18 protein-coding genes and 1 other RNA gene are annotated in these 17,629 nt (G+C 44.5%); 10 read left to right on the forward strand and 9 right to left on the reverse strand.

What is annotated here, in order from left to right:
• Positions 1-96: 96 nt before the first annotated feature.
• From ubiG to DN92_RS08295, 4 genes are all read left to right on the forward strand, one after another.
• Complete coding sequence (ubiG, locus tag DN92_RS08280) at positions 97-786, forward strand: bifunctional 2-polyprenyl-6-hydroxyphenol methylase/3-demethylubiquinol 3-O-methyltransferase UbiG (protein ID WP_173960786.1); 690 nt, start codon at positions 97-99, stop codon at positions 784-786.
• A complete protein-coding gene (locus tag DN92_RS08285) occupies positions 783-1,466 on the forward strand; it encodes an HAD family hydrolase (protein WP_173960787.1) in 684 nt (227 codons plus the stop codon). The genes ubiG and DN92_RS08285 overlap by 4 nt, the downstream gene beginning before the upstream one ends.
• A gap of 72 nt (positions 1,467-1,538) precedes the next feature.
• Positions 1,539-1,897: a transfer-messenger RNA gene (gene ssrA / locus DN92_RS08290) on the forward strand.
• A 161-nt stretch (positions 1,898-2,058) separates the two neighbouring features.
• Entirely contained in the window at positions 2,059-3,312 is a 1,254-nt protein-coding gene (locus DN92_RS08295) for a tyrosine-type recombinase/integrase (protein WP_173960788.1), read from the forward strand.
• Between the two features lie 7 nt (positions 3,313-3,319).
• Here the strand turns inward: DN92_RS08295 and DN92_RS08300 are convergent, their stop codons facing one another.
• From DN92_RS08300 to DN92_RS08310, 3 genes are all read right to left on the reverse strand, one after another.
• Complete coding sequence (locus tag DN92_RS08300; protein ID WP_173960789.1) at positions 3,320-5,380, reverse strand: RNA-directed DNA polymerase; 2,061 nt, start codon at positions 5,378-5,380, stop codon at positions 3,320-3,322.
• Positions 5,381-5,470: 90 nt separating this feature from the next.
• On the reverse strand, positions 5,471-5,812 hold the full coding sequence (locus tag DN92_RS08305; RefSeq protein ID WP_173960790.1) for a M15 family metallopeptidase: 342 nt from the start codon (positions 5,810-5,812) through the stop codon (positions 5,471-5,473).
• Positions 5,809-6,342 (reverse strand): hypothetical protein, encoded by a 534-nt coding sequence (locus tag DN92_RS08310; RefSeq protein WP_173960791.1) that lies wholly within the window; start codon positions 6,340-6,342, stop codon positions 5,809-5,811. Before DN92_RS08310 ends, DN92_RS08305 begins: the two co-directional genes overlap by 4 nt.
• Between DN92_RS08310 and DN92_RS08315 the strand changes: the two genes are divergently transcribed.
• Positions 6,329-6,541 (forward strand): hypothetical protein, encoded by a 213-nt coding sequence (locus DN92_RS08315; protein WP_173960792.1) that lies wholly within the window; start codon positions 6,329-6,331, stop codon positions 6,539-6,541. The two genes, DN92_RS08310 and DN92_RS08315, sit on opposite strands and share 14 nt — an antisense overlap.
• On the opposite strand, the gene DN92_RS08320 is transcribed toward DN92_RS08315, so the two are convergent.
• Both DN92_RS08320 and DN92_RS08325 read right to left on the reverse strand, forming a co-directional pair.
• On the reverse strand, positions 6,528-6,923 hold the full coding sequence (locus DN92_RS08320; RefSeq protein ID WP_173960793.1) for a hypothetical protein: 396 nt from the start codon (positions 6,921-6,923) through the stop codon (positions 6,528-6,530). The two genes, DN92_RS08315 and DN92_RS08320, sit on opposite strands and share 14 nt — an antisense overlap.
• A 10-nt stretch (positions 6,924-6,933) precedes the next feature.
• Positions 6,934-7,980: a phage major capsid protein gene (locus tag DN92_RS08325; RefSeq protein WP_173960794.1), complete on the reverse strand. Its 1,047-nt coding sequence runs from the start codon at positions 7,978-7,980 to the stop codon at positions 6,934-6,936.
• A 238-nt stretch (positions 7,981-8,218) separates the two neighbouring features.
• On the opposite strand from DN92_RS08325, the gene DN92_RS08330 reads away from it, so the two are divergent.
• The 5 genes from DN92_RS08330 (at position 8,219) to DN92_RS08350 (ending at position 11,099) form a co-directional block, all read left to right on the forward strand.
• On the forward strand, positions 8,219-8,635 hold the full coding sequence (locus DN92_RS08330) for a MarR family winged helix-turn-helix transcriptional regulator (protein ID WP_173960795.1): 417 nt from the start codon (positions 8,219-8,221) through the stop codon (positions 8,633-8,635).
• A gap of 64 nt (positions 8,636-8,699) precedes the next feature.
• Positions 8,700-9,005 (forward strand): DUF2917 domain-containing protein, encoded by a 306-nt coding sequence (locus DN92_RS08335; RefSeq protein ID WP_173960796.1) that lies wholly within the window; start codon positions 8,700-8,702, stop codon positions 9,003-9,005.
• A gap of 32 nt (positions 9,006-9,037) precedes the next feature.
• Positions 9,038-9,427, forward strand: coding sequence for a tautomerase family protein (locus DN92_RS08340; protein WP_173960797.1), 390 nt, complete (start codon positions 9,038-9,040; stop codon positions 9,425-9,427).
• 297 nt (positions 9,428-9,724) lie between these two features.
• Positions 9,725-10,135: a DUF6088 family protein gene (locus tag DN92_RS08345; protein ID WP_173960798.1), complete on the forward strand. Its 411-nt coding sequence runs from the start codon at positions 9,725-9,727 to the stop codon at positions 10,133-10,135.
• Positions 10,122-11,099, forward strand: coding sequence for a nucleotidyl transferase AbiEii/AbiGii toxin family protein (locus DN92_RS08350; protein WP_173960799.1), 978 nt, complete (start codon positions 10,122-10,124; stop codon positions 11,097-11,099). The genes DN92_RS08345 and DN92_RS08350 overlap by 14 nt, the downstream gene beginning before the upstream one ends.
• A gap of 4 nt (positions 11,100-11,103) precedes the next feature.
• Here the strand turns inward: DN92_RS08350 and DN92_RS08355 are convergent, their stop codons facing one another.
• From DN92_RS08355 to DN92_RS08370, 4 genes are all read right to left on the reverse strand, one after another.
• Positions 11,104-12,501, reverse strand: a complete 1,398-nt coding sequence (locus tag DN92_RS08355) for a hypothetical protein (protein WP_173960800.1) — start codon at positions 12,499-12,501, stop codon at positions 11,104-11,106.
• Positions 12,479-14,425 (reverse strand): hypothetical protein, encoded by a 1,947-nt coding sequence (locus tag DN92_RS08360; RefSeq protein WP_173960801.1) that lies wholly within the window; start codon positions 14,423-14,425, stop codon positions 12,479-12,481. The genes DN92_RS08355 and DN92_RS08360 overlap by 23 nt, the downstream gene beginning before the upstream one ends.
• Positions 14,426-14,508: 83 nt before the next feature.
• A complete protein-coding gene (locus tag DN92_RS08365) occupies positions 14,509-15,396 on the reverse strand; it encodes a GIY-YIG nuclease family protein (protein ID WP_173960802.1) in 888 nt (295 codons plus the stop codon).
• A 12-nt stretch (positions 15,397-15,408) separates the two neighbouring features.
• On the reverse strand, positions 15,409-17,442 hold the full coding sequence (locus DN92_RS08370; RefSeq protein ID WP_254598282.1) for a hypothetical protein: 2,034 nt from the start codon (positions 17,440-17,442) through the stop codon (positions 15,409-15,411).
• Positions 17,443-17,629 lie beyond the last annotated feature (187 nt).

Here is a 17,629-nt window from a genome sequence, read left to right on the forward strand (position 1 = left end):
TTTTACTTGTAAAAAAGCCCGGTTCTGCCGGGCTTTTTTATTTCCGCTATATTCGTGTCTTACCTATCTCAGAGCGCTTCTTGCGCCTAAACATCCATGAACGTCGACCAGTCTGAAATTGCTAAATTTAGCGCCCTAGCCCATCGCTGGTGGGATCCCAATAGTGAATTCAAGCCCTTACACGCGATTAACCCCCTGCGCCTAGACTGGATTAAGTCCTATGTTGATTTAAAGGGCAAGAAGGTCTTGGATGTGGGTTGTGGTGGCGGTATTTTGGCTGAATCTATTGCCCAATCAGGAGCTCATACCTGCGGCATCGATTTATCCGAAAAGGCCCTTAAAGTTGCCGAATTGCACGCGTTAGAAGTGGGGGCTAAGCTCACATACCGCCCTATTTCAGCTGAAGCACTAGCTGAGGAAGAGCCAGAGCAATATGATGTTGTGACGTGCATGGAGATGCTAGAGCATGTACCAGATCCCTCATCCGTAGTCCGTGCCTGTGCAAAGCTATGTAAACCTGGTGGCACCCTCTTTTTTAGCACCTTAAATCGCAATCCCAAGTCCTACTTATTTGCGATTATTGGCGCGGAATACATCTTGCGACTCCTTCCCAAAGGTACTCACGAATACGCAAAATTTATCAAGCCATCCGAATTGGTTGCATTTACCCGTCACGCTGGGCTAGAAATGATCGGCATGAAGGGGATGACATACAACCCAATAACGCAAGTCTACAAATTGGGTGAAGATGTGGATGTAAATTACATGATTGTTGTGCGCAAATGAATAACGGGTTAGCAAGCCCTTACAAAGGCGTCTTTTTTGACCTGGACGGCACGCTTGCAGATACCGCTCCAGACCTTGTGGCAGCAGCAAACCAGCTCTTAATTACCCGCAATCTCAAACCCAAGCAATATGAACTCTTGCGGCCTCATGCCTCTGCTGGAGCTAGAGGTCTCATTGGTGGGGCATTTGGAATTGGCACCGATCATCCAGACTTCATTGCATTGCGCGATGAGTTTTTTTTGAATTATGAAAAAGCATTACTAGTCAACAGTGTGCTTTTCGAGGGTGTTGATCACCTCTTAACCCAGTTGGAAAATGCGCAGTTACCGTGGGGCATTGTGACCAATAAGAGCGAGCGCTTTACCAATCCCCTGACAGAGCTCATGGGGTTACGCCAAAGAGCGGCCTCTACCGTCTCTGGCGATACTACGCCCCATTCAAAACCCCATCCAGAACCGATTCTGCACGCTGCCAGACTAGCCAACATCGATCCGAGCCAATCGGTATATGTTGGCGATGACATTCGGGATATCTTGGCCGGCAAAGCAGCAGGCATGCAAACCATCGCAGCTGCGTATGGCTACTGTGGCTGCGAAGAGCCTCCAGAGGCCTGGGGTGCCGATTACCTAGTGCATCACCCGCTAGAGCTCCTCGAAATCATCTTTCCCGGTAGGGCTTAATCTATCTTTCCTTAGATATTCAACAAATTAAATCTAAGAGCCTTAAAATAAGATTTCCAATGCATGAACTCCGGGGTCGACATGGTTTCGACGTGGATTACAAAGCATCAAGGGCATACCGAGGACCCGTTATCTCGTAAATCAATGGGAATGTAATAACTGCAAACGACGAACGTTTCGCACTAGCCGCTTAATTGCGGTTGCCCCTGAACTGATTCTCTCTTGGGTCAGCTAGCGCAAGCTAGATCAGGGTCATATACAAGAGATAAGATCATTTCATGTCACGGGGAATGGTTCGAAAACCTAGTGAATCGCCAGCGTGGAACATGTCAGTCTGTGACTAGCTAGCTAAATTAAATGATATGACTAAGTATGTAGAACTTGTTGTAGAGGATTTGCGGACGCGGGTTCGATTCCCGCCGACTCCACCATTTTGTAGTACGTAACAGTCCAACGCCACCCACCAGGGTGGCGTTTTTCTTTGTAGATAAAGGGCTGTACGCCCATTGTGGTCTTTCTAGATTCTGCTGTATCCAAATACGCTGGGGGTATTATTGGGGGTATCGGAGCAAAATCGAACAGGGTCAAAAACATGGTTGGGGGTATTTCTGGAAAGCTTACAGATAAAGGGATCAAGAGCTTCGTCAACCGCTCAGCCCCAGGCAGCAAGCTTGCAGATGGTCGAGGCCTTTATTTACTTATCACCCAGACCCAAACTGCTATTTGGCGCATCAAATATCGCATCGAAGGCAAAGAAAAAAGTTATTCCATAGGCGGGTATCCGCAAAACAGTTTGGCCCAAGCAAGACTAGAGCTAAACGAGGTCAAAGCCTGCCTTACCAAAGGTCAGGATCCAGTAATCTCCAGACGCCTTAATAGGGCCAATGCCGCCTCTCAGAGTGACAGCACCTTCAAGGCTGTAGCCGAAGAATGGTTCTCCATGAAAGAGAAAGAATGGAGTGCAACCCACTTCACGAAATCTAAAAGGGCTTTTGAGCGAGATGTTTATAAATCGCTTGGGGCACTGCCTATTGAAAGCATCACCCCATCCGTTATTGCCAAGGCAATTGAGACCATCAACAAACGAGATGTTCTAGAGACTGCCACAAGAATTTTGCAGCACCTCAATGGTGTCTTTCGTTATGCCCAGGCTAAAGGTTTGTGTGAGGGTAATTCTGCTGCACCAGTGAAGGAAATTCTTCCTCGAAAGAAAACCAACGGACGTATGCCAGCATTACTGGATTGGAATTCTTTAGGCGCCCTCTTACGCGCTGCAGATGCAGCACGCCTTTCTCCATCAGTAAGAGCTGCTCATCGTCTTCTTGCCTTTACTGCAACACGCATCAGCAATGTTGTACAAGCCGAGTGGAAAGAATTTGATCTTGATGCAGATATCCCGATCTGGGTAATACCTCGAGCCAAGATGAAAGATCACACACGTATTGGTGATCACCGCATTCCTTTAGGACCAGAGATAACTACAGAGTTAAAGCAATGGGGGAAACTCTTTGGAAGAAGGGGTTACGTATTTCCATCACCCACTGGCAATCAATTTATTAGTCGTGAAAGTCTAGAGAAAGCTTATCGAGTAACGCTTAATATGGCTGGAAAGCATGCGCCGCACGGTTGGCGTAGTGCCTTCTCTACTCTTGCTAGAGATAATGGCTTTGAACAAGATGTTGTTGAGTTAGCGCTAGATCATGCGCACGGGAATGAAGTGGTGCGCGCCTATGATCGTGGCGAACGATTTACAAAAAGGGTTGGTCTATATAAGTGGTGGGGAGAGAAGCTAACCCATGCGCAGAATGGTGCTGAGATTATTGAGTTGACTAAAAAAGCGGCCTGATTCACAACTAGTAACCAGATCTATGAAGTTCAGCCGTGGCGTTTCGTAGAAGGCGAGATCCTGTTTTTAACCACTCAAACTTAATAGCCCGAGTAGGCTTTTGGTTCGCCCTAACAACAGCATGTGATAAGTGACTCAAGTATCTGCGATCATGAATTTCATTTAGATATCGATAAAGTGCAGGATACTTTATTCTCATTTTTTTACTATTCATAACACTACCAACTTCCCCCATCTTATATGAGCCCAAAAATGGATCTGCCCTATACAAAGAATCGAGTAGCCAATCATTAAAACCATCCATTGAATTTACCCATGCCGTAGCACTTGTCTGAAAATAGCCCTTTGAGCTAACGATCTGAGCCTCAGCTTTTTTGTAATTAGATCCAAATATAGATCTCCAATCAATTGGGATATCAGCAGAAGTCATTTCAAAAATAGATTTTCGGATTCCGCAGACAAAAGAGCCGGCACGTTTCACAACACCCAATTCCTTCAATAAAATTACCGCCTGAGGGTTCAACCCTATAGAGGAACCCTTAACTGAAATCTCCAAAAATGCCGCAATCCAAGCCGCTGCTAATGCCACATCGGCACTCTTGGACCTGAGTGAAGTATTGATAAGGCTTGTACGACTAACCTCATCAATATCAAGCCATCTTGTTCTGTAATGCATTGATGCTGCAAGCCAGTCTGGCTGCACCTTAGTTAGACCATATTTTTGCTGGGCTAATGTAAATCCAGATTGATCCTGAAGCCAGCTCCATAATGCATTTGATAGGTCAGGCTGATGAAATTTTGGCTGCCATAACTTTTTAAAAATCGTCTTAAATCTAGCTAGATGAGAAGATGGAATCCTTCCTATAGCCGAGTTAATCAGTGCAGCTCTTACGGCGGGATAGAGCTCCTGAGCCTCAATTTCCAGTAATAGTCTATCTGCCTGTTTATTGGATAGAACTTTAAATTTACTAAGATGACTAGCAATCTGTGGATAGTAATGTGGGGCATGCTCAAACACTCTCCATAATCTATCCATTAATTGATTTGAGGCTGTAGCTGATGCAACTAGAAATTTAAAGCGCGTTGGATTTAAAACTGTATAACCCCTTTTGCCTGGCGTAATCTCGGAGATTGCCTTCCTCAGGGCAGATTGATTTATGGAGGGCATTAAAAATAATGCTTCATAGGGATTGCTAATGCTCTTTAACTCATCTTGAATATTGACAACTTGATGGATATCGATTTTGCTTGACTGTGGAAATAACCCCACATCCTTACTCAATCTATCAAGCTTAACCAAGGCATAGCGTAAATGTTTTTCTTGTTTTGCAAATAGCCTAATGTCATCAACATATCTAAGGTATGTAACCTTGTAATTAATATGATGATTCTCATCAAAGTGTTTGAGAACAACCTCCGCGATCAACCCAGAACTTAAGGGCCCCTGAGGTATTCCATGATTGTGATAGATTTGCGTAGCTGTAGCAGTCCACTTAGTGAGACATTGCGTTAAAAAATCTATCAAATCATTGGTTACGCCAATCCTCGAAAGCATTTGGCGCAATACATGATGATCAATACTGTCATAGAAGGCAGTTAAATCAAAACTTGCAGTCCAAACATAACCTGCATTGAATGTTGATTCAGATGCGCTGTTAAAAGCACGATAACCTTCCGACCATTTCTTATAAAACCAAGGACTTTTTAATCCAGCATATAAGTGACCAAAAACCTCTTTTTCGTATTTTGACTTAACGTGAGGTGCCAATTTTTCTGCAATTACATTTGCTATAGCTTGGTAAACAATTTGATCCTCTACACATAACAATGAGTATGGTCTCAGAATGCCAGATGGCTTTGGAAAATAAATCTTGCAGGCATCAGTTGGCCCATATATGCCTCGGCGTAATCTATCTTGAAGGTGGTTGAGCTGCGCATCACCAGCAATTGCATAGGCTGTATATGCATCCCTAAAATATCCCTTATAAGCCCTATCTGGATTTGATCTAATCCGCTGCCAAGCGAGATGCAAATTTTCAATTGCCCACACTTGCTTCAAGTCACTCATATAAAACCTTATTTTGGATACTAGACAACTATATATCCAGATGCTATCTACTGCTCCATTTCACTAAATTCGCTAACTCTCAAGCTAAATTTATGCAACCCTCTCAAAATGCGGCACATCCACAAACCCCTTGAAATTCCCGCCCCATCTATTCTTAGGCCCTAGGCTTTCCCAGTATTCACCTACCGTGCGGATGAGTTCTTTATCCCATACGAGCTTCCCATTCCAAAAGAAATTGAGATCGATAGCGCAGCGCCTCAAATGATTACTATTCATAGTCTTGGATCTACCGGTCTTGAAATAGATCTCCTGCTGCTCTGGTGAACGCCAGAGCTCACCCCCCGTAATGACCCATCCTTCTGCAGTCGCAAATTGAATAAGTCTGCTGACGTCAATTAGGAAGGATGCTTGCTCCGTTACTAGACTGCTCATTTTTCTTCTTTTTTATTTTGTCCATGCATACGCATTTCAAAGATCTTCTCGACTGATCTACCGCCAAAGTAAGCCAGCATGACTAGCTGACCCCATTCGCCTAGGAGCTTTACATAGGCCTCATTGATATCAATACCCATAGCTGATAGAAGTGCGAATAGTAGATAGGCCGTGAGGATGTAGACCAGTGTTCCTGGTCTGATGTTCTTCGAGAGTTTTGAATCACTACCCATATCGGATTGCCAACGATTGGTGGCATTGTCTTGTGAGGCTCGATGCATCTCCGCTAGAAGTTTGGATTCTTCAATCTCGAGTTCTTTTTGCTTGAGGGTGTATTGCAGTAGTAACTGCTCTTGCTCGATCTCTAACTGCTTGAGCTTAATGAGATCTTCCTGACTGGGGTTATCCGGAATACGCGCCCCAATCTTGCTCTCAATAAATTCCTTGCCCTTGGCTTGGACCGCGCCCGCAAGTAAGCCAAGACCATTGACGGCCAAGGTTTGCACTAGAGAGGTAATGATTGGAAGCATGTTATTGGCTCTTTTCTTGATGCTCGAAGGTATAAATAAGTATGGAAGTCCACCGCCCCACTACCGCCTTGGCTTTTCTTTGGTGTTGGCAGTGGGGCGCAGTTACGCGCGCCCACACACCATGGTTACTTCAACACCCGCAGCCGCACCCAAACACCTGCCGCTAGCGGTGGTCTTCCGTTCTGCTAGCGTTTCTTAGCCCCCTTGATTTCCGATAGCTCTTGTTCAAGAGCCACCTCTAATGCCTTCTCTTGTGCTGGGAGCTGACCTTCTCTCATCAAACCTTCGACAATCTCCATTAGGCGATCTCCATCATCTTCACCAAAGACTTTAGCTACGACCTCATGACCATACTTGGCGCATAGACGGTCATACTCCTGCTCTGGAGTAATAGTGGTCTTTGATGGGCGCTCGAACACCGTGACGTTCTCGCGCCCAAAGAGGTTTCGAAGGATATTGGTCTCATATGGCGGTACATGTACATGAATTGTTGTGAAGGCATCCCTACGCACTACCGCTTCCACCTCCTTAATTTGGAAGTCGCTATGAATAAGCTCTTTGTGATTCATGCTGTTATTCATTCACCTCTCCTTATTGAATGGCTAATACCGCATGGGCATTAGCTCGTGAGATGGATAAAGCACAGCGTAAGTTCACCATGGCGTACATAGCGAGCGTATCGTGCGGACGGATTGGGGCAACAATGTCTAGATCATCATCCCGAAGCTTCATAAAGCGGGTATTGAGGAAATAGCAGCGCTTACTCCACTCCACTGTTCTATTGGCCATGGCATCGAGCTCATCAAACTGCGGATCCCAGATAATTTCCACCCCTTTGAAGGCAAGACCAGTATTTACGCCTGCACCTACGCCAGCATCGATGTACTTGGTCTCACCCGATCCAGCGATATGAGTCACTGTGACTTGCTTGCGATAGGTATCAATGAACTTACCCCCAGCGATGATGAAATCTGGGCTACCGCCATTTTTAATACATTGACGCCATGCAGTCTCCATCTCACCCACTAAGCTACCTGGCGCTGTTGAGGCGATATCTTTAACGGCGTAGTTACGCCAGTAGCTTGCTTTAGCTCGATCGATGCCGCCAACTGTACCGGCATCTGGGGCAAGGCTTACTAAGCTATCTAAGCCTACTAAGGCATCTGCGCCGTGGGAGCCGTCGCGGTGAAGTTCCAGGTCTAACTTATTGAGAAAGCCTTCTCTAAGCACTTCTAGCTGCTCATCCAAGAGATTGATCAGTTGTATGCGCTCGTTGTATTCCAACTGGAAACCTCGCGCCCCGCCCTCACGTACTATGATGCCATTACTAAAGAGTCGGTCATAGTCAATATAGAGACCATCAACTGCTCTGCGCCATGGGAATGAAGCTTGCTCAGTCGTATTGCGTTTATTGAACTTGACTGTCTCTTCGCCAAAGGCCCAGCTAAAGTTACTGCCGTGCTCTTTACGGATGTTCTCGACTACGTTCTGTTTTGCACCTAATAGGCTTTTACGACCTTCCATGAGTTTTTTAAGGAAAGGTCTCTCTACAGCGATTTGATCGACTGGTAGATTGCGCAAGTACTCGTCTAAGGAAACCTTAGCTAACTCTTGCAAGTCTGTATTTGAAATTGGCATATGCCACCCCTATCAATGTGTTTATCTATTCGTGAATTGGTTGCACTCATTCCAATTGATAGAGCGTGAACCTATCCATTGCTACGCTGCTAGTCGCGACTCTAGCTTTAACGCCGTGGTGTGAAGCACTAAGAGCAATTATTGGGGCGGTAGATGTAGATTTGGGATATTTATGGGGTTTTTGTTGGTATTTCTCAATCTAGTTGCATAGCTAATTAATATCGGTTACACTAAACCCATGTTTGAACAATGCCTCTATTTCAATACCACCAGCCTAGCTCGCCAGCTAGAGCGGGAGTGGACGAGTGCATTTAAACCCTTTGGGCTCACCCCTTCTCAGGCTTTCATGCTCAGAGTGGTTTTAGATAAAGCCCCACTACTCCAAAGCGAGTTGGCCAAGGAGATGAATATCAGCCGGCCTACCGCTACTAGAGGCCTGGACGGCTTAGAGAGATTGGGGTTAATTAAGCGTGCTTCGTCCGCTAGAGATGGCCGCGAACAAGAGATTCATGCGACGCCTAGCTCATTAAAGATTAAGGCAGATCTAAATGCCGCTAGTGCAGCAGTAGGTAAACGCCTCAAAAAATTACTTGGTACACCCCACTTTGAAGAAGCTGTTGATCAAATCCGAGGTATTAGCTCTGCCTTAAAGTGAGCTTTTTTATTTCTAAATTAGTTGTATAGCTAACTTATTTTCATATTACGCTAAAGGAAAAAAGATGAGAATCGAACCAAGCAATACCGTCATCCAAATGAACGAGTCCAATAGGCTCAGTTTTTCAAATGCTAGAAACGTACGCCTTGAATGCCTGGATGGAGTTATTTGGCTCACCTTCTCCGACATTGAAGGCGACTTGTTGATTGCAAAGGGCGAGCAAATCATAATCCCCAGCAATGGCCTTACCGTCATTCAAGGGCTGCCCTTTGCTAGCATCAAGCTTACAAGTCCAACATCAAAAGTTGGCGCCCTATGCAAGTTTTTTAGTTCAATCCAGAACTATTTTTTAACATTAGTAGTTGTATAGCTAATTACTTTTAATTAACCAAGGAGATAGATATGCCCATCTTGAACGTAAAGGTCAGCGGCCAAAAGAATGCTGTCACCACCAAAGCAATACATGAACTACTGTTAGATCTGACTCACCGGATTCTAGGTAAGAAGAAGGAAGTGACTGCCATTGCGATTGACTATGTAGATCCTGAATGCTGGATGGTTGGCGGGAAGCTATTGAGCGATCAAAACATGAATAGCTTTTACTTTGATATCAAGATCACCGATGAAACCAATACCAAGAATGAGAAGGCTACATACATCAAAGAGGCTTTTGAGGGCTTTGCTCGCATCCTAGGCAACCTGCATGAAGAGAGTTATATCTACGTGCAAGATGTAAGAGCTGCCTCTTATGGATATGGTGGAAAGACCCAGGAATATCGATACCACCATTAGGCAATCACTAAACCGCACTGGTTTTTATGCCCAATGTGTCATTGCGCCACCTTGGGCATAAATAAGCGTTTCTTTGCCTGCGGCCGTCAAGGGTTCGCAAGCCACCCCCTTGGGGTGCCCTTGACGGAATACGGCCTCGTTTATTAACCATGCATACCTAGAGGTGTTTCCACCCATTAAAATGGCTTTTAAGTCATGTTTTATATGGATTTAAGTCAGAATCTACTTACACAAAAATAGGACATTAATGTCTTATTTTTGTATATAATTAAGGCTTAATCAGGAAAGGAGGCCAAGATGGCTAAAGCAACAACCAAAGACCGCATTTTGGCTAGCCTACGTAATTCCAAAGGCAAGGTCTTCTTGCGTGATGACTTCAATCGATTTGGCACCTACCGCCAGGTATGCCGTGTCGTGAAAGAGTTATCGGATGAAGGCAAACTAATGCGCCTTGGGTATGGCACGTATGTAAAGGCGCGCCCCTCCTCCATCTCTGGCAAACCAGTGGCAGATGAAAGCCTGATCAACATCGGCCTTGAGACCATGAAAAAACTAGGTATCAAAGCTGATGTAGGCAAAGATATGCGCGCCCTGATTCAGGGTGATAGCACTCAGGTGCCCATGCTTCCCGTTCTCAATATTGGTAACGCCAGGGTATGTCGCAAGCTCTCAGTAGGCAGTCGTAGCCTAGTCTATGAAAAGAATTAACGACACCCAAAGACTCCAAGTTTTAGATGTCATCAATGAGTTAGAGCTTGGCATTTCTGAATTCGCCCTTGAAAAAGATTTCATGGTTACTGATGCCCTGGCCGCTATTGCCAACATCGATAACCCAGACTTTGATTTAGTCTTCTGCGGGGGTACTTGCCTATCCAAGGCTTATGGCCTATTGGAGCGAGTCTCTGAAGATGTGGATATCAAAGCATCACCAAAGACTTCAGGGGCGCTTACTAAGAGCAAAATTCGCTCTAGCATGAGTAAGCTCAAGGATGATCTTGAGCTAGCGCTCAATGGCGCCGGCTTTAAGTCGGAGTTCATCTCAAGGGATGCTCAAGATAACAATAACTTTATTGAGTTTGATATCCAGTATTCCACCCACTTTGAAGTAAGCCCCGGGATGCGCGCGAACCTCAAGCTTGAAGTGAGCTATAGCCCATTGCGCGCGCCCAAACAAGATAAGGCAATTACCCTCTTGTTTGATTCATTGGCAGGCATGGATACTGGTCCTAGCTTTAGGGTGCCATGCGTAGATTTAAGCGAAGCATTAGCGGAAAAACTCATTACCTTCCCAAGACGCTTAGCTCTATCGATGGCAAAAGATAATGAGAGGCTTGATACCGCATTGGTACGTCACCTCTACGACGTTTATCAGATCATCCAAAAGAATCCATCCATCTTGAACGATCAACAAGGCAATCTGTCAAACCTAGTAAATCAAGTCATTCAGAAGGATGCAGAAGACTTTGCAAGTCAACATAGCGCCTTTCTAACCGACCCGCTTAGTGAAATTCATAAAGCGATGGAGCACGCTAAGTCTGATGCGAAGACTAAAGATACCTATGATCAATTCATTAGGGTGATGGTCTATGACAAGAACGCACCCTCTTTTGAAGATGCGTTCTCTGCGTTCTATCGAACTCTTAAGCTAGCCCTACCAAATCTCTCTCGCTAAAATGCTAAATACCCATATTGCCTAGGTGCTGGGCAATACGATCCATCGGTTGTTCAGAGCTAGCCACTGGTGCACCTAGAGTTGCTGTTCGCGCTCGTATAGGTTGAGGTCGATGTTCAGGCTTCTCTTTATATTGCGTAATCTTGACCTTAGACCAATCCGGTGGAGGCATCTCTATGGAGTTGTAAATGGAGTCAATAGTTGCCCACCACCGAGAGATCTCATTGTTCTGAACAAACATATTCATATAGAACGGATCTTGTATGTATTTCACAAACAATGCAGATTTAAAGCTGTGATCAACTTCATCCTCCCTGGTAGATAGGTAATTAAGTATTTCTTGCTTAGCTTCATTCACAACATTAAACAGGTCGGGCTTGAGATGTCGTTCTAGCAAATTCTTCGCCGGAGCCTGTCGCTTAGCGCGCTCTTGTGTGTCGAGGATGCTACCCACCAGCTCACCTTCAACCTGATAGCCGTGCACTTCATCCAATAGCTTCTCGACTTTAGCTTTAAGAATTTGGTTTTCTTTTGCAAGATCTCGGTTGGTATTGATGATCTTCTGAAATCGATTCTCACTGCGAGCTGATTGTGGCACTTGCTCCTGTTCTTCAGGTGCTTGTTCAGCGCCCGTTAGGATGCGGTCAATAAGCTCTTTGCCACTTTCTACCTGCACCTCTGGCTGTGGAGCAGGTTCTACGTTTAGAACTACAGGGGCTGGCATTAGCTCGCTCATGTCATAGGCTGCTGGCAACCCTGTCTTAGCATCTACGCTTGCATCCATAGCAGGTATTGATGCTGGTACATGAACCGCCCCCTTCACTATTTGCAATACCGGCTCCTCGGTCTCTAACTCCCCCAACCCTTCTGAATCCTCAGGCTCTTTAGCCACCGCTACCGGCTTTGGAGCTTCTGCCTTAGGTGCATCCGGGACTTTGCTTAGATCATCCAATAGCGCTGCAGCTTGGGTCTGCTTTTGGTTTTGACGATCAAGCTCTTGCTGCTTTGCCAATAGCGCAGTAACTTCAGTGGCAGCTTGTTTGGTAGCTTCCTTCTCTTTGTTTTCTGCAAGCCTTCTATCTAGGTCTTGTTGCCTCACTAAACGAGCGGCCTCCTTAGCTGCAACGACCTTTAGCCTTTCCTCTTCATCGCGGGCTGATTTTTCCGCGGCCTTGCGCTGCTTTTCTTCTTCGGCAGCTTGTCTTGCTTTTGATTGTTCAGCTAATTCAATAGCGCGATCTTCCCTGGCTTTATTGCGTCTTGCGGCTGATTCGGCAGCATGCTTTTCATATGCTTCCTTTTCTAGGCGCTCACGCTCTCGCTTGGCTTCACGGTCTTGTACTCGTTGAATCGCACCACCATTGCTCAATACTCCAGAACTAAAGTTTTTCACTTCTTGCATCTGCTGTCTCCTCTTTTGATTGTTGTTCTGTACTGCGCTTGTCTCCACCCATTTGCCACATCTGATTCATCGAAAGATCGCTATTGATATCTACGTATCCATCAGCTTGTTTTTCTACATTCGGTATAAATAGATTTGAATCGATACGATCGTCATATCGCAAGAGAGTCTCCTGTAGGAGATTACGGATATACTCGTAGTCCATTCCTCTTGCTTGCAGGTTTTGTATCTGAATTGATAGATTCGTAATCATGGGTAAAACCTTGAGCCAGCTCTCTTTATCTTCTATGCCATCTGGTGCGCCGGTAGTGCCTGCCCGAATGCACAAGTCCACCATGTCAAAGATTCGATCTTTGGTAAGTTCTGGCCAGTCGTAGGTTTTCTCGATGGTCATGACTAGTTCGCCATTGATCATGGTGGTCTTGGTGCTAGGTGGGCCCATATAGCGCTCTACTTGCTCTTTAGTAAGTTCTTGTAAGAGTACCTGGGCGCTGTATTGCGCTATCTCTTGCAGCCAATCCTCTATCTGGTCTTTGAATTCGAATACGCGCCCTGATAAGGCTCTTTGCAAGATGTTGGCTTCGGTTGCTGTCTTGGGTCGCACTACTGTGGAACGCGCTGCATCTTGCAGTCCGGTAACTTGCTCCCAGTCATAACGTACTGCACTGGTGTCATAGACGATGGGATCGATCTTTGGGTGACCTCTGGGAATAATCACTTGATTCAGAGGCTTGCCTTCAGTATCGACTATCGTGATCTCACCAAAGCGTGAGTCTGAATGTTTCTTAATGGTCTTTTCGTTGATATCGGCTGATGCTACCCACCCCGGAATGCAGAGGTCGCGGTGTTGATTAAATCGATCACGCGCTTCGTTGTGTTCATCCTGCAATCGCTCAGTCAGATCAACTAGGCTTGGGCCTATGAATTGACCATCGACTACTTGATAAGGCAATAAGAAGAATGGGTACCAGCGCTCTCCGGCTCTTGGTGGGGAGTAAGGTTCGCGTAGCCATTCAGTCGCGCCTTCCACCATCGTATAAACACGCTGGGTAGCTCTATCCCAGATCTCTAGTACCGCTATCTGCTGATCATCTATGACTGAGCTTGAACCAGCATTCATCTGCATTGAGGCTAGGCGCTTGGCTTTCTTGTGGGATGGCTCGCCTTGGCCGGGTTGGTAGATCTTCGCATTTGCTAGATTCTTTTTGTAGAGTGCTTCAGCCTGGCCGCGCTTCATTGGGATGATTTGACAGATCCAGTCCGCATCGGTGTAGTCCCAGAACTCGCAGATGGATGGATCAATAAGGAGATTTTCTGTAAGAACCCTATCGATTACTAGACCTTCAGCCGATTGCACTTCTGATTGTTCTTGAAGTGACTTGATGAGCTCTTCTAATTCCGCCCTCTTGGCATCATGATGATGCCGATCATCGCCCTGAAGATCTCGAACCAAGTCTTCTATGGCTAGAAGGTTTTCTTGTGCATCGTTGATGCGACCCTGGATATAAGAATCCTTGCTTGGGTCTCTTTGGTACATCACTTTCAGAATTCCGAGGCTGCAGGTCAGTGCTGCCCTTACTGTCGACTTAGCTCTATTCTTAAGCTGAGCGTGCTCTAGCGCTCTATTGGTGACTTTCTCCAGCGTTTTACAGAAAAGCTTAATGCCCGCGCCCGAGTGGGTGGGTGTTGTCGATATTTCTGGATTGCGTGCATACACGTTAGGTAGCACTGCGGAGATAGTCCCGTGTATGAGGTTGGCTCTTAGGCTATAGAAGTCTTTGCCAGTAGGATCAGCATTCCAATTAAAGCCAGCTACGGTATTGCGGTTATGTCTTACGCGTTTATGGAATGTTGCCCAGTGAGCACGCGCATGCGTGATGCGGGCGGTCCATTTTTGTTGAAGAGCTTTGGGGTCTTGGGGCACTCCTCATTTATAAAATGCAGTCAAGCGTCTCGAGGATATTTTTTGAATAAATTCTTAAATGGTGTGACATCGGGCGGAGACCCTTAATCCATTGGAAGCAAATTAACCCTGCCATCCTCGAAAGCAATCTCCTCAGCTAAAACGTAAATCAATGAGCGCATAGCCTCTTCGGCATCAGCTAACTCGATTTTTATTGGCTCGCGATTATGGGGCAATGACTTGCCCAATAATTCCCAAATAAGGGATTCGGCTAAAGCCAATTCCTCAACGTTTCTATACCGATGAATCTCCCACTCACCCCAAGGATAGTCTTTTGATATTTGATTTAAGTAGCCACGTTTAACGCCTATGCTGATATAAACAGGCTTATCAGGATGGGTTAATAGGCAAATAGTGCCTGCATTAGCAATCTCCATCATCCCTTCTGGAGTTCTTGCGCCCATACCGCACTCGGGGCAGCCCTCCCCCTCCATAACCAACTTAGGTCGGGTACGCCACTGATGGCCATTGCTACATTGAAAATCATTTCTACCGCTGATGATACTTTTGACATACCCCAAAAGAGTAATGCCGCGCCCCACTAAACGTTTTTTTACCGAAACGTTATAAGCAGTTTCATAAGCTGGAATAGCTGATGACATCGGTCGAATTCCGGCGTCTTTAGCTGCAGTAAGTCCAACACAAACCTCTTCCCAAGACATTATTTCTACCTCAACGCCGCCTCTGAAGGGAATGGCCGATTGAGGAATTTGACTCCAGAATGCTTTTTCAGCCCAATATGGATCTTCTACAGGGTAAAACTCTTTTAATTGCCAATCTTGTCCTGTTTCTTTAACAATACGTCCAGCAGCTTTTGTGAAATCGCTATTGTGCTGAGCCATTCGAACTAAAGGTTGACGTATCGTCACCCCTATTTTGTAGAGACTTTGATCCGATGGATGCGTTAGTACGTAGATGTAGCCGGGCTTCATGAAAAATTATTTCTACCGTAATTTAAGCACCGCTTTATATAAACCCTTCAAATGATCGGCGCCCATATCTAATATAGGCTCATACATAAATGAATTTAAATGTATGTTTTCAGGGGTCATAAGGTTTACTTTTTCCAAGAGCTCTAGAGTATTGTGACTATCTTGAAATTTACCCTTATAAGCATTGAAAAGTTCGTAAGTCTGCATTCCGGTAATTTCATCTACAAATTTGTCATCCTTTATTGCCGAAATCATAAACTCTTCAGCCTTCAATCTAATTCCCATAGATAAAATTATCTTGCCATCTAACTCAGCAGTCTCATTGGGGTCTGATAAAACAACATCGCAAGTTTCATAAATTAAATCAATCACCTTAATTTCGTGGTGTGGCAAAGAAATTGATGGATCATTTAATACCAGTTGATAAATTGACTCAAGTCTTTCTATGGTTATTCTTTTCGACTTAGGTCTTATGTGCAATAGCGCAGTTAGATCATCAGACTCTGAAGGCCTATTGCAATACTCAGCTAAATTTCTTACAAATGGTATCGCTGCAATTAAAAACTTGGCATTATCAAAGTGCTCCTTCCAGTAAGCAAAGGGATCTTTCTGATAGAGCTCCTCGCGTAAGGCAAGATTGCGATTGCTTTTAACTGCAAATAGCTTTTTGTGCCTAGGTATTCCAAGCCTACTGCTAATTGTTCTATGAAAGTCAAAGTTATGCGTAAGAAATATGCAATTGAAATCGCCTTGGCGACTTAATTCGCGAAGATATTCAATGATCGCGTATTTATTTTTGTAATCAAACGAATCTGCAATATCATCAGCTACCACTAAAGTTTTGAGGCCTATATTTTTTCTCGCATTTAATTCGAAAAGAATATTAAGGATATATAAGGCTCGCTTCTCTCCTTGACTAAGAACCTGTATAAGTAAGCTTTGATCAATTTCAGTTACATCTTCACTGTCTTTAAATTTGAAGGCAACTTGTGGGGATGTTCCTTTTAAAATTACATCCTCTTGGTTAACAACCGCCAATTCAAATGGGACGGTAAATCTACTATTGAATTGCTCCACCACAGCCTCCCACAAAGTCCGCTCAGATTTGGCAGCCTCAATAGATTTTCGAATTACTTCTTTTGCCTGCTTGTACTGGTCAATAAATTCTTTAGCAATTACTTTATGCTCGCGCAAGTACTCGAGCCAAATCTTTCTCTGAAACTCGGAATAATCAGCCAACTCCGAAACAATATCCTTATTTTCCAATAGGTAATCTCGAAATTCGCGCAATTCCTTTGTTGTGAGTTTTTTATCTATTTCATTGAATTTCTTATTTAGATCATCATTTGAGAAGATTTTCTTTTTTTCTTCATCAATCTTTTCCGCTAATTCATCGGCAGTCTTAACCTCTTGCTTAACGCCTGCATTATTAAGATTAATTGAATGGCTGGCGCTAAAAAATCCGTTTTCCAGTAGATTTTTTTGCACAGTAGTTGCATGGTAGTAATTAAAAGTTTTTGAAAGAATCGGAGACTCTGCAACTAATTCATTATATTTTTCAATGTATTCGTTTAGCTGTCTTTTAATAGCGCCTGAATCTAAAAATCCCATTGTTTTATCATTAAAGAGATTGGCATACTTGAGTGCCGCAAATCTCTCATTCGCTACATCATCCAACCGCTCCTCAAGAGATTCGAGACAATCAAAAAGTGAATGGGCACCAAAGCATCTTACTAACTCACCTTCTGATGTTATATTTCGACCCGTTAAACCGGATGCCTCCTTCAAAATCTTTAATAATTCAATCTTTTTAGACTCAATACTATCCAGCGCTTGGTCGTAACCTTTTTTTATTTCTGCATTCACCAGAAGAAGGGATGCCTTACTAGACACAAAGTTTTGCTCGTAAGGTTGAATGACAAAGACAGATTCACCACTTAAATCAGCTCCATCTTGATCCTTAATATCCCTTACTGACACCCTATCTTTGTTGATTTGATCGCCTGAAGCAGATCCATTTATAAGGTCAATAAAAGACTTAGCCAAGGATGTCTTCATGAATCCGTTGGGTGCGTAAACTGAATACACCTTCGAGTCGTCAAATCTAAAGACATGATTAAGACTACCTATTCCGTAGCAGTTCTCAATTTTTACAGTTACTTTTTTCAATGAAATACCCACTTTAATTTTCTATCTTCCATCGTAACTATAGGAGGACGCTTACGCCAGCAAT

It is taken from the genome of Polynucleobacter arcticus (assembly GCF_013307205.1).
Classification (GTDB): domain Bacteria; phylum Pseudomonadota; class Gammaproteobacteria; order Burkholderiales; family Burkholderiaceae; genus Polynucleobacter; species Polynucleobacter arcticus.

Coding starts and splice junctions, on each gene's coding strand:
- DN92_RS08335 (WP_173960796.1), top strand. CDS start 8,700: ATGAGAATCGAACCAAGCAATACCGTCATCCAAATGAACGAGTCCAAT.
- DN92_RS08330 (WP_173960795.1), top strand. CDS start 8,219: ATGTTTGAACAATGCCTCTATTTCAATACCACCAGCCTAGCTCGCCAG.
- DN92_RS08300 (WP_173960789.1), bottom strand. CDS start 5,380: ATGAGTGACTTGAAGCAAGTGTGGGCAATTGAAAATTTGCATCTCGCT.
- DN92_RS08295 (WP_173960788.1), top strand. CDS start 2,059: ATGGTTGGGGGTATTTCTGGAAAGCTTACAGATAAAGGGATCAAGAGC.
- DN92_RS08355 (WP_173960800.1), bottom strand. CDS start 12,501: ATGCAAGAAGTGAAAAACTTTAGTTCTGGAGTATTGAGCAATGGTGGT.
- DN92_RS08320 (WP_173960793.1), bottom strand. CDS start 6,923: ATGAATAACAGCATGAATCACAAAGAGCTTATTCATAGCGACTTCCAA.
- DN92_RS08345 (WP_173960798.1), top strand. CDS start 9,725: ATGGCTAAAGCAACAACCAAAGACCGCATTTTGGCTAGCCTACGTAAT.
- DN92_RS08365 (WP_173960802.1), bottom strand. CDS start 15,396: ATGAAGCCCGGCTACATCTACGTACTAACGCATCCATCGGATCAAAGT.
- DN92_RS08315 (WP_173960792.1), top strand. CDS start 6,329: ATGATTGGAAGCATGTTATTGGCTCTTTTCTTGATGCTCGAAGGTATA.
- ubiG (WP_173960786.1), top strand. CDS start 97: ATGAACGTCGACCAGTCTGAAATTGCTAAATTTAGCGCCCTAGCCCAT.
- DN92_RS08325 (WP_173960794.1), bottom strand. CDS start 7,980: ATGCCAATTTCAAATACAGACTTGCAAGAGTTAGCTAAGGTTTCCTTA.
- DN92_RS08310 (WP_173960791.1), bottom strand. CDS start 6,342: ATGCTTCCAATCATTACCTCTCTAGTGCAAACCTTGGCCGTCAATGGT.
- DN92_RS08340 (WP_173960797.1), top strand. CDS start 9,038: ATGCCCATCTTGAACGTAAAGGTCAGCGGCCAAAAGAATGCTGTCACC.
- DN92_RS08285 (WP_173960787.1), top strand. CDS start 783: ATGAATAACGGGTTAGCAAGCCCTTACAAAGGCGTCTTTTTTGACCTG.
- DN92_RS08350 (WP_173960799.1), top strand. CDS start 10,122: ATGAAAAGAATTAACGACACCCAAAGACTCCAAGTTTTAGATGTCATC.
- DN92_RS08305 (WP_173960790.1), bottom strand. CDS start 5,812: ATGAGCAGTCTAGTAACGGAGCAAGCATCCTTCCTAATTGACGTCAGC.